We start from the raw sequence: 10,389 nt of genomic DNA on the forward strand, positions 1-10,389 counted from the left end.
CTTCGTCCCGCCGCCGGCGCCCCGGCCGCCGGACCCCGGGCCGCTCGACATCCGCGTCACCGTCGACGTCGTCCTGCCCGGTACCGAGCCCGAGCCCACCCCGTCGTGGTGGCAGCGCCTGCGGATCCGCTGGATCTACAACCTCGGTTGCGCCGCGGCCGCAATGCCGCTCTCCGGACCGTGGGCCGCCGTCCTGATCCACGTCCGCGACGAGCAGTCCCTCGCCGGCGCCTGGACGTTCGCCGTCATCCCCCTGGCCGTCCTCGGCCTCCTCGACAACGCCCGCCGCATCGAGGCCGCCCACGCCGCCCCCGACCTGTGGGGGCCCCGGATCCGCGCCGCCCTCACCCGCACCGCCCTGTGGGCCGCCGTCATCGCCACCGTCACCGCCCTGCCCATCGAGACCGCCGTCTACCTGCTCACCGGAGTCCGCCCATGAACAGCTTCACGTCCACCGCGATCACCGGCGCCGGACTGGCCATGGGCATCGCGCTCATCGCCGTCGAGGCGTACCGCTGGTGGAAGACCGGCGGCGGGGGAGCAGCGGCCGGCGGCGGCCGCGACCCCAAGGGCCTCATCCCCTTCGGCGGCGGCATCGGATTCGGCACGCTCATGGTCGCCTGCCCCGCCGGACTGCTCGGCACGGGCGCCGGCTTCCTGCGCTGGGGCGGCAACTCGATCGGCGACTTCCTGATGTCGAGCATGACTGGGCAGAAGTCGAGCGCGGTCGCCACCGGCGCCGCCCCGGCGCTCGACGAGGGAGGAGCGCTCATCGTCACGGCTCTCGTGGTCGCCCTGTTCCTGCTCAGGAAGGCGTTCGCCAAGGTCGCCAAGGGCAAGTTCTGGCGGGGCGTCTTCGCCGGGACGCTCATCGGCATCGGCACGGGCCTGTTCGCGGTGGTTGGGCAGCTCGTCGTTCCCAGCGTCAACACCCTCGGTGCGCAGCTCATCGGCGCCGTCGTGAACGGGGTGTCGGTGTGAGCGCCCCGACGAGCGCCCAGTGGCTCCGCGCGGCCGCGGCCCGGATCGCCACCGGCTCCGAGATCCTCGCCCGGGACCGCACCCGACGCCTGGTCGCATGGGTGCGGTCCGTGTGGCGGCGCACCATGGGATGGCTCGGCGAGGCCTCCGGCATCGCCTGGGCCGTACGGCTCGCCGTCCTCCTGGCCGCCGCATGGGTGCTGCGCAAGATCGGCGTCGCCCTGGCCGTCGCGGTGGCCCGCCGCCTGGAGACGTCGCCGTGGCTGCTGTGGCCCGTGCTCGCCCTGTGGCTCATCGCCGCATGGCGCGCGGGCAACCCCAAGCGCGGCCCGGCCCCGGCCGCCGCGGCCGCCGAAGAGCCCGCCGGAGAGGGCCCGGCCGCGGGCATGACCGTGGACGAGATCCGGACGCTCCTCATCACCGTGTTCCGCCTCGACCCGCAGGTGCACGTCGCGGTCCTTGCGGAGCGGCTCACCGAGTCCACCAGCCGGCCGTGGTCGGCGGCCGACGTCCGGGCCGCTGTCGAGGCGGCCGGGGGGCGCGTCAAGCGCGGGGTACGGATGCCCGGCCGCTCGCCGTCCACGGGGGTCCGCCGGGCCTCACTCTCCGACCCCTCTCCGGCCCCTCCCCCGGGGCCCGTAGGCCCTGTAGTCGTCGCAGGTCAGCAGCCGACTACAGGCCCGGCTACAGCTACACCTACAGGCCCGCCTACACCGACCGAAGCGGGGGCGGGGAAGCGGTTCACGATCATCGACGACCCGGCCAACCCGTACCGCCACACCGTCATCAACCACTGAACCAAGCAGCAGAGGAGCACACCGTGTCCGACTACGACGACATGACCAACGCCGACGTCCTCAGCGCCGACGAGCTGGCCGAGTTCGACCGTGCCGACGAGTACCGCCTCGACGCCGAGGACGAAGCGCGGTGGGCCGCCGAGGACGCGGCCGCCGACACACAGCCGGCCGACGAGGAGCCGTGGGACGGCCTCGCCGACGGCGAGGAGCGCTGACATGGGCGAGTTCAAGACCACCATGAGCATCGCCGAACTCCGACGACGGAACGAGCAGTCCCAGGCCGCCGCCGACGCCGCGAAGAACCCCACCCCGCAGCCCCCGAAGAAGGGATGATGGACGGCATGGACAAGCAGGGCACGCACTTCTGGTTCATGACCATCCGGACCTCAACCGCCGCCACCGGCACGTACATCGGTGACTACCAAGGGACCATCTCTCCGCCGCGCGGGACGACACGGTTCGACCTCTTCAACAAGGTTCGCGCCGAGGTTGAGCAGCGCTACCCCCAAGCCGCTGGAGGCGTGGTCGTCGCCTTCGATGTCCAGCCGAACAAGCTGTAGGGCGAGGAGAGCCTTATGGACGACCTGATCGCGTTCCTCCGCGCCCGCCTCGACGAAGACGAGCAGACCGCCCGGGCGGCCGGGCAGCTTCCCACTGGGGACCCTTGGCACAACGACCCAACAGCCCACTGGCGGGCAAAGACCTCGCCCTACCACGGCGTTGGCGGTGCGGTTCGCTGGTACGTCGAGGATGGCCACGAGGACGGCGTCGTCGGCCACGTGGACCCGCAGGCCGCACAGGACGATGACATCGCCCGGCACATCGCCCGCCACGACCCCGCGCGGGTGCTGGCCGAGGTCGACGCCAAGCGCGCGCTTGTGGCTGACCTTCGCACCGACCCGCACGGCGATGACGAGTACAGCTCCCGCTTCCGGTGCGGCGCCGCCGAGGACCGCTACGGCAACCGACTGGACCCGGATGACTTCGCCCGCCGCACTGCGTCATGCACCTGTGGCCGGGACAAGCGGGTCTACCGGCGAATTCGCCTCCTTGCGATGCCGTACGCCCCCCACCCCGACTACCGCGACGAGTGGCGGCCGTAACAGCCCCTTGCCGAGCCCCGCCCTGGATGTCCAGCGGCGGGGCTTCGTCGTGAGCAGAGCACCGATTGTGCACCTAGTTGCAAAACCGTTCGGCATGCCGCATCCTGAAGCCAGTTCCGGCGTGCCCGGAAACCACAGGCCCACTCCACCAACCGGAGCGGGCCTTTTCGCATGTCACGATTCCGTCACCCGCCCCACACACAACCCCCGCCCCCCTGATGCTGGACGGACATCACGACCCCTGGGGGGACCATGCGCACACGCGCCACCGTCACCACTCTCGCCGCCGCTGCGGCCCTCGCGCTCACGGGCTGTGGCCCCGAGCCCGACGTCAACACCAAGCCGGACCCCAAGGCCCCCGCCTCCAAGTCAGAGGCGGCCCCCGCCCCCGAGGCCACCAAGGAAGCCCCCAAGGAGGAGACCGCCGCAGTCGGCGACACCCTCACGCTGAAGGGCAACCTCGACGGTGAGCAGTTGGCCGTGACCCTGAAGAAGTGGGCCGACCCCGCGAAGTCTGCCGACGACTTCATGAAGCCCGCCCAGGGCAAGAGGTGGGTCGCCGCCCAGTTCGAACTCCGCAACACCGGCACCGCCGTCTACGACGACAGCCCCAGCAACGGCGTACAGGTCGCCGACGTGGACGGGCAGCGCTTCATGAGCACCTTCGGAGAGATCACCGAGGGCCCGTCGATGGCCTCGGGCTTGAAGCTCCCGAAGGGCGAGAAGGCCCTTGGGTGGATCGTTCTTGAGGTCCCCAAGGCGTCGAAGATCGCATCCGTGCAGTTCACGATGAACTCAGGCTTCTCGAACCAGACGGGGCAGTGGAGCGTGAAGTAACCGAGCAACCCCGAACCGGCCCCGCCCCCCCCCCCCGTGCGGACGGGCCTTCGCATGCCCGGAGGTGAACCGTGGGCCTGAAGAAGAACGACGTGCCGGTCGGCGAGGCCGACGAGGAAGCCGTCCGCCAGCTCCACACCGAGGGCCTCGGCCGCAACGAGATCGCCCGCCGCATCAACCGCGGCCCCCGCACCGTGTCGGTCATCGCCGCCCGCCTGGGACTCGTCTTCGACGTCACCCTCACGGAGGAGGCGACCCGACACCGGGTTGCCCAGCTCGCGGAGAAGCGGGCGATCCTTGCCGACGCCCTCACCGACGACGCTCTCCGTCTCTCCGCGCAACTCTGGGAGCCGGCCAAGGTCTTCAACATCGGCGGCAAGGACAACGAGTACACCGAACAGGCCGTCCCCGAGCCGCCGGCCGCCGACAAACGAGCCCTCATGGCCGCCGCGACAGCCGCCGCAGCCCAGTCGCTGCGCCTGGTCCCGCCGGAGACCGACACCCAGGGCCTCGCGGCCGTCGATCAGTGGCTCAGGGGAATGATGGGCGGCGGGGAGGCCCCGGCGGAGTAGCCGACCAGAGGGGGCCCGCCGTGTATTCAGCCCTCGCCGGGAAGCAGCTCCGATCCACTCAGCTCGCGGCCGCCCGCGGGAACTTGTGGGAGGGCGCCGTCCGCTCTTCCAAGACGATCAGCTCGATCATGGTGTGGCTGCGGTACGTGCGCACTGGGCCGGCTGGCCCGCTGTTGATGGTCGGCAAGACTGAGCGGACCCTCAAGCGGAACATCATCGACCCGATCATCGAGATGGTCGGATCGAGCCGGTGTGTCTACAAGTCCGGTGTGGGCGAGCTGATCCTCCTGGGTCGCACGATCTACGTGGCCGGCGCGAACGACGAGCGCGCCGCCGAGAAGATCAAGGGCCTGACCCTCGCGGGGGCCTACCTCGACGAGGTGACGACGTTCCCCGAGAGCTTCTTCGCGATGCTCGGCACCCGCCTCAGTGTGGTGGGCGCTCAGTGGTTCGGGACGACGAACCCTGAGGGCCCGAACCACTGGCTCAAGAAGAAGTACCTCGACCGCGCCCGCCTGCACCTGCGGCGGGACGGGACGCTCGTCGAGTCTCAGGACCCGGCCGCCATCGACCTGAACCGGTTCTCCTTCAGCCTGGAGGACAACCCGTACCTGCCGGCGGCCTACGTCGACGCGCTGAAGCTGGAGTACACCGGGCTGTTCTACCGCCGGTACATCCTCGGCGAGTGGTGCCTGGCCGAAGGCGTCGTCTACGACATGTTCGACGAGAAGCGGCACGTCGTTGACCTGCTTCCGGACATCAGCCACTGGATGTGCGTGGGCCTGGACTACGGCACGATCAACCCGTTCTCCGCCCTCCTCGTCGGCACCGGCGTGGACAACCGGCTGTACGTGGCGTCCGAGTACCGGCACGACTCCCGGCTTGCGCGCCGCCAGCTCACCGACGCCGAGTACAGCGAGAACCTGCGGGGCTGGCTGGCCTCGTACGAGCACCGCGGTGTGAAGGGCGTGACGCCGCAGTGGGTGTTCGTCGACCCGAGCGCCGCGAGCTTCATGAACCAGCTGTGGTCCGACGGCGTGCCGGGTGTGGCGAAGGCGAACAACACGGTGAAGGACGGCATCCGCAGCGTGAGCGTCGCGCTCGGCCAGAACGTCCTGTCGATCCACCGGTCGTGCAAGGGGCTGCTGTCCGAGCTGCCGTCGTACGCGTGGGACGAGAAGGCCGCGCTGAAGGGCGAGGACGCCCCGCTGAAGATCGACGACCACAGCGTGGACGCGCTCCGGTACGGGCTGCACACCACGGCGCACCAGTGGCGCCACCTGATCCGCACGAAGCTGGAGGTGGCCGCGTGAGCAACGCCCGCATCGAACTCAACGCCGTCGGCATGGGTTCCATCACGGTCGACGGCGTACCGCTCAGGGGCGTCCGCTCTCTGTCGCTCGACGCCGAGGTGGGCGAGCGGCCGATCCTGCGCCTGGAGCTGGCCGTCCACGAACTCAGCACCGTCGCGGAGACGGTGATCCACGTCCCGGACGACACGGCCGCCACGCTCGTCGCGCTTGGCTGGACGCCGCCCCCGGGACAGGAGGTCGGCTGATGGCCTCGACCAGCCTGACGATGCCCGTCTACATGCGGGTCGGGACCACCCCCGAGTTCCACCTCGGCGACTTCACCATCGACCTGGCGAACGAACGCGGCGCTCTCCAGTACGGCCGCCCCGAGCTGGCCGCCATGCTGCGTGCCGCAGCCGACGAGATCGAGAACCCGACCCGGGACGATGCTGAGGAGGTCGGCGATGCCACTCCCTGACAAGGGCACCGCCTGGCCGCCGATCGCCCAGGCCATCAGCTCCGACATGGCCGACTGGTCCGCCTGGTACTCCGCCAGCCCCGACCGGCTTGCCTACCGCTACCGCAACCGGCGCCGCTCCGGCCGGCCGTACGGGCAGCCTGAGAACCGGCCGTCGCAGTACCGCGGCGGCCTCGTCGGCACGGTGGCCCGCTGGTTCTGGGGCGAGCCGACGCCGCTCGGCGAGAAGCGCGCGAACCTCCACCTGCCGCTCGCCCGTGACCTCGCCCGCACCTCGTCCGACCTGCTGTTCTCCGAGCCACCCACCCTGATCACGGAGAACACCGACACGATGCAGCGCCTGGAGGACATGCTCCACAAGGAGGGCCTCCTGCGGACGCTCATCGCCCAGGCCGAGATGACCGCGGCCCTGGGCGGCGGCTACCTGCGTGCCATGTGGGACCTGACGATGAGCCCCCGCCCATGGGCCACCGTGGTGCGGGCCGACGGCGCCGCGCCACGCTTCTTCGGCGACCGGCTGCGCGAGGTCACGTTCTGGAAGGTCATTGCGGTCGACGGACAGAAGGTCGTCCGCCACCTGGAGCACCACGAGCCGAACACCATCCTCCACGCGGTGTACGAAGGCACGGAGGACAACCTCGGCACGCCTGTCGACCTGAACGCCTACCCCGACACCCGGGGCCTCCAGCCGGCCATCAGCCTGCCGCAGCTGAAGGGACGCCTCGCCTGCGTCTACGTCCCGAACACGATGACCGCCCCGGACTGGCACGACGTGCCTGGCGCGGCCGGGCTCGGCACCTCGGACTTCCAGGGCGCCGAGACGTTCCTGTCGGCCATCGACGAGACGTACACGTCGTGGATGCGGGACATCCGCCTCGCGAAGAGCCGCATCATCGTCCCCGCCGGCTACCTCCAGTCGAACGGGCCCGGGGAGGGCGTCTCGTGGCAGGACCGTGAGGTGTTCGCCCCGATGAACATCCCGCCGACGGAGCAGGGTCAGGGCATCACCCTGAACCAGTTCGCGATCCGGCACGTCGAGCACCGGGCGACGATCGAGGAGCTCGTGTCCCGCTGCATCCGGAACGCCGGTTACTCGGGCGGCACGTTCGGCGACGACGACGGCGCCGGTGTGCGGACCGCGACCGAGGTGCGGGCGGACACGGCGCGCAGCATGGCGACCCGGGCCCGGAAGTCCGAGCTGGAGGCCGTCTCGGTCGCCGAGTTCGTCGAGACGCTGCTCATCCTGGAGAACAGCAGCCTCTTCCCCAATGCCACGTCCGTCGAGGTCGAGCGGCCCGAGGTGCGGTTCGCGGACTCCATCCAGGACGACGTGAAGACGCTGGCCGAGTCGGCGGATCTGCTGCGGCGCGCCGAAGCCGCGTCCACGGAGGCCCTGGTGGCGCTCGTCAACCCGGGCATGCCGCTGGAGGAGCAGAAGAAGGAAGTCGCCCGGATCAAGGGCGAGTCCGGCCGTGACACGGCCGACCCGACCGAGACCGGCGCCGAGTGACCCGGCTCCGCCGAGGGCGGTGAGGAGGCGGTCCGATGCCCGTCTCTCCCGCCATGGCCGAGGATCTGGCCGGCGCCATCGCCAAGCTGTACGCCGATGCTGAGCTCGCCCTCCTGGAGAAGCTCCGTACCGCGCTCATGGACGGCATCGACAGCCCGTTGTGGGCCGAGATCAAGCTCCGCTCGATCGGCGACCTCCGGGCCGCCGTCGAGGACGTCACCACCGCCCTCCAGACCGACGCGAACGGCGCCGTCGGCCAGGCCCTGGCGGAGGCGTACGGCCGGGGCCGGCAGGCCGCGGTCGCCGAGCTCGGCGCCCTCGACATCGGCCGCGAGCTCCAGGCCCGCGACGTCCTGCCTGGGGCGCCAGCCGTCGACCGGCTCGCCGCCTCGTACGCGCAGGACACGCGCCCGCTGTACGTGCGCATCACGCGCGCGGTGCTGGATGTCTACCGGTCGATCACCGCCAGGGCGTCGACGTCGGTGCTCCTCGGCGGCCTCACCCGGCGGCAGGCCACCCAGCACGCGCTCGACCGCTTCGCGCAGCGCGGTGTGACCGGCTTCGTCGACTCGGCCGGCCGCTCGTGGGAGCTGGCCGCGTACGCCGAGATGGCCGTCCGGTCGGTCACTGCGCGCGCGGCCATCGAGGGCCACATCGACGCGCTCGGCGAGCTCGGTGTGGGGCTGGTGATCGTGTCCGATGCGCCGCTGGAGTGCGAGCTGTGCGCGCCGTGGGAGGGCGAAGTCCTCACGCTCGGGCCCGAGTCAGGTCCTCGTACGGTCCGCGTGGAGGCGGCGATCCAGTCGACCGGGCTCCGGGCTGCGTTCCGGCCTCCAGAGACGGTTGCTGTGCACGTGGCCGGGAGTTTGGTGGAGGCGCGCGCGAGCGGGCTGTTCCACCCGAACTGCCGGCACTCCCTGAGCGCCTACCTGCCCGGGGTGACGACTCGGCCGCCCCACCATGCGACGCCGGGGACAACGTACGCGGACACGCAGCGACAGCGGGAGATCGAGCGGACCATCCGGGCGTGGAAGCGGCGCCAGGTCGCGGCAACGAACGACGTCGACCGGCGCCGCGCTGGGGCGTACGTGCGGAAGTGGCAGGCCAAGGCACGTGCCCATGTCGACGCGCACCCCGACCTGCGCCGCAAGCCCGCGCGCGAGCAGGTCGGGCAGGCCCGCTAGCCGAGGTTCAGGTGTCTGCCGTACATGGCGCACTCCTTGTTGACGCAGATCAGAGCGCCACGCTGCCGTTCGTGGCCGTCACTGCCCACTGCGCTGGTGTCCACGACGTCGCGTACGGCTGGCTGACCGCAGTCCGAACAGCGCTCCTGCGAGGCCGAGGTCTCCCTGTCGTCCATGTCTCGACCGTACGGCGACGACGCCACATTCGCCCGCCAGCGAGCGGGCCCCAGACTTCCGGCCGCCGCACGGCGCCCGGGCAACCCGAAACGGGAGAACACCATGCAGGTCCCTTTCAAGCACCCCCTCGCAACACACTCCGCACTCGACGTACTCGGCTACCGCCGCAACGGCTCGCCGATCTACGCCATCGCGGGTGGCAACGGCGAGGGCGAAGGCGGCTCCGAGTCCGGCGGACAGACCGGATCCGGTGAGTCCGGCCAGCCCGGACAGGGCGGATCCGGCAACACCGGATCGACGGCTGACCAGGACGGACAGCAGTCCGGAACCGAATCCGGCAAGTCCGGATCCGGCGCAGACAGCGGCACCGACTGGGAAGCCAAGTACCGCGAGAGCGTCACCCACTCCCGCGAGTGGGAGAAGCGCGCCAAGGCCAACTCGGCCGCGGCCGACGAGCTGGAGCAGCTCAAGGCCTCGAACATGACCGAGCAGGAGAAGGCCGTCGCCGCAGCCGAGAAGGCCGGCCGCACAGCCGCCGAGCAGGCAGCGCAGGCCGAGATCGAGAAGCGTGACGCGCAGCTCCGCGAGCTGACCGTCCGCGACGCCGTCCGCGAGCGGGCCGAGAAGCACGGCGCGAAGGCGTCCGCTCTCCTCGACTCCATGTCGTTCCGGCAGAAGATCGCCGACCTCGACCCGGCCGCCAGGACCTTCGGCGCGAACCTCGACGACGCCATCAAGGCCGCGGTGAAGGACAACCCGCTCTTCGCCGCCCAGACCGCCAGCCGCTCCGGCGGGGACCTGTCCGGCGGCACCGGCGAGAGCGGCGCGAAGCAGCGCAACGGCTCCCTCGCCGGAGCCATCGCGAACCACTACCAGACCTGATCCAGGAGGATCGCCATGCCCGTGACGCTCGCCCAGGCGCAGCTCAACACCCAGGCCGACATCGACTTCGCCGTCATCGACAACCTCCGCCGCAACTCGTGGCTGTTCCGGAACATGGTGTGGGACGACACCGTCACCCCGGGCACGGGCGGCGGCTCGCTCACCTACGGCTACACACGGCTCCTCGCCCCCTCCTCGGCCAGCTTCCGCCGGTTCAACGAGGAGTACGTCCCGAACCAGGCGACCCGCGAGCGGAAGTCCGTCGAGCTCCACCCCCTCGGCGGCGCGTTCAACGTCGACCGCAAGCTCGCCCGCCTCGGCCCGGCCGCCTCCAACGAGATCTCCTTCCAGCTCTCCCAGAAGCTGACCTCGATGCGCACGCGGTTCCAGCAGGAACTCATCCTCGGCGACACCGCCGTCGACGACGCCGGATTCGACGGCCTCGACAAGGCGCTCACGGGCCAGTCCACCGAGTACCTGCCGATCAACGAGGGCATCGCGGCTGGCTACCTCGACTGGTCTCCGGCCACGGTCACCACCGAGGACATCGCCATGTCCGCCTTCGACGCCTTCGAC

General features: G+C 70.8%; 16 protein-coding genes. 15 read left to right on the forward strand and 1 reads right to left on the reverse strand.

Annotated elements, in window-relative coordinates; all coding sequences use genetic code 11:
* The 13 genes from ABT158_RS50310 to ABT158_RS50370 all read left to right on the forward strand — a co-directional run.
* On the forward strand, positions 1–439 hold a 439-nt coding region (locus ABT158_RS50310; protein WP_352366467.1), incomplete at its 5' end, for a hypothetical protein.
* Positions 436–981: a hypothetical protein gene (locus ABT158_RS50315; protein ID WP_352366469.1), complete on the forward strand. Its 546-nt coding sequence runs from the start codon at positions 436–438 to the stop codon at positions 979–981. The genes ABT158_RS50310 and ABT158_RS50315, both read left to right, overlap by 4 nt.
* Positions 978–1,778: a hypothetical protein gene (locus ABT158_RS50320; protein WP_352366471.1), complete on the forward strand. Its 801-nt coding sequence runs from the start codon at positions 978–980 to the stop codon at positions 1,776–1,778. Before ABT158_RS50315 ends, ABT158_RS50320 begins: the two co-directional genes overlap by 4 nt.
* Before the next feature lie 23 nt (positions 1,779–1,801).
* A complete protein-coding gene (locus ABT158_RS50325; protein WP_352366473.1) occupies positions 1,802–1,993 on the forward strand; it encodes a hypothetical protein in 192 nt (63 codons plus the stop codon).
* 126 nt (positions 1,994–2,119) lie between these two features.
* Positions 2,120–2,338, forward strand: a complete 219-nt coding sequence (locus ABT158_RS50330; RefSeq protein WP_352366475.1) for a hypothetical protein — start codon at positions 2,120–2,122, stop codon at positions 2,336–2,338.
* A 15-nt stretch (positions 2,339–2,353) separates the two neighbouring features.
* Entirely contained in the window at positions 2,354–2,881 is a 528-nt protein-coding gene (locus ABT158_RS50335) for a DUF6221 family protein (protein WP_352366477.1), read from the forward strand.
* A 252-nt stretch (positions 2,882–3,133) separates the two neighbouring features.
* The gene (locus ABT158_RS50340; RefSeq protein ID WP_352366479.1) at positions 3,134–3,718 is read left to right on the forward strand and encodes a DUF4352 domain-containing protein; all 585 of its coding nucleotides are present in this window, start codon (positions 3,134–3,136) and stop codon (positions 3,716–3,718) included.
* A 71-nt stretch (positions 3,719–3,789) separates the two neighbouring features.
* A complete protein-coding gene (locus ABT158_RS50345) occupies positions 3,790–4,290 on the forward strand; it encodes a hypothetical protein (RefSeq protein WP_352366481.1) in 501 nt (166 codons plus the stop codon).
* Between the two features lie 20 nt (positions 4,291–4,310).
* Positions 4,311–5,603 carry a PBSX family phage terminase large subunit gene (locus ABT158_RS50350; protein WP_352366483.1) on the forward strand — a complete coding sequence of 431 codons (1,293 nt, stop codon included), beginning with the start codon at positions 4,311–4,313 and terminating at the stop codon, positions 5,601–5,603.
* Complete coding sequence (locus ABT158_RS50355; protein WP_352366485.1) at positions 5,600–5,848, forward strand: hypothetical protein; 249 nt, start codon at positions 5,600–5,602, stop codon at positions 5,846–5,848. The genes ABT158_RS50350 and ABT158_RS50355 overlap by 4 nt, the downstream gene beginning before the upstream one ends.
* Positions 5,848–6,060 (forward strand): hypothetical protein, encoded by a 213-nt coding sequence (locus ABT158_RS50360; RefSeq protein ID WP_352366486.1) that lies wholly within the window; start codon positions 5,848–5,850, stop codon positions 6,058–6,060. The genes ABT158_RS50355 and ABT158_RS50360 overlap by 1 nt, the downstream gene beginning before the upstream one ends.
* Entirely contained in the window at positions 6,047–7,570 is a 1,524-nt protein-coding gene (locus ABT158_RS50365; RefSeq protein WP_352366488.1) for a hypothetical protein, read from the forward strand. The genes ABT158_RS50360 and ABT158_RS50365 overlap by 14 nt, the downstream gene beginning before the upstream one ends.
* Positions 7,571–7,605: 35 nt before the next feature.
* Positions 7,606–8,754: a phage minor capsid protein gene (locus ABT158_RS50370; RefSeq protein WP_352366490.1), complete on the forward strand. Its 1,149-nt coding sequence runs from the start codon at positions 7,606–7,608 to the stop codon at positions 8,752–8,754.
* On the opposite strand, the gene ABT158_RS50375 is transcribed toward ABT158_RS50370, so the two are convergent.
* The gene (locus tag ABT158_RS50375; RefSeq protein ID WP_352366492.1) at positions 8,751–8,930 is read right to left on the reverse strand and encodes a hypothetical protein; all 180 of its coding nucleotides are present in this window, start codon (positions 8,928–8,930) and stop codon (positions 8,751–8,753) included. The two genes, ABT158_RS50370 and ABT158_RS50375, sit on opposite strands and share 4 nt — an antisense overlap.
* Positions 8,931–9,033: 103 nt before the next feature.
* On the opposite strand from ABT158_RS50375, the gene ABT158_RS50380 reads away from it, so the two are divergent.
* Together ABT158_RS50380 and ABT158_RS50385 are read left to right on the forward strand one after the other, a co-directional pair.
* Positions 9,034–9,813: a hypothetical protein gene (locus ABT158_RS50380; RefSeq protein ID WP_352366494.1), complete on the forward strand. Its 780-nt coding sequence runs from the start codon at positions 9,034–9,036 to the stop codon at positions 9,811–9,813.
* A gap of 15 nt (positions 9,814–9,828) precedes the next feature.
* The coding region (locus ABT158_RS50385; RefSeq protein ID WP_352366496.1) for a major capsid protein at positions 9,829–10,389 on the forward strand (561 nt) is incomplete at its 3' end.

The sequence above is a fragment of the Nonomuraea sp. NPDC001636 genome (assembly GCF_040298265.1).
GTDB lineage: Bacteria > Actinomycetota > Actinomycetes > Streptosporangiales > Streptosporangiaceae > Nonomuraea.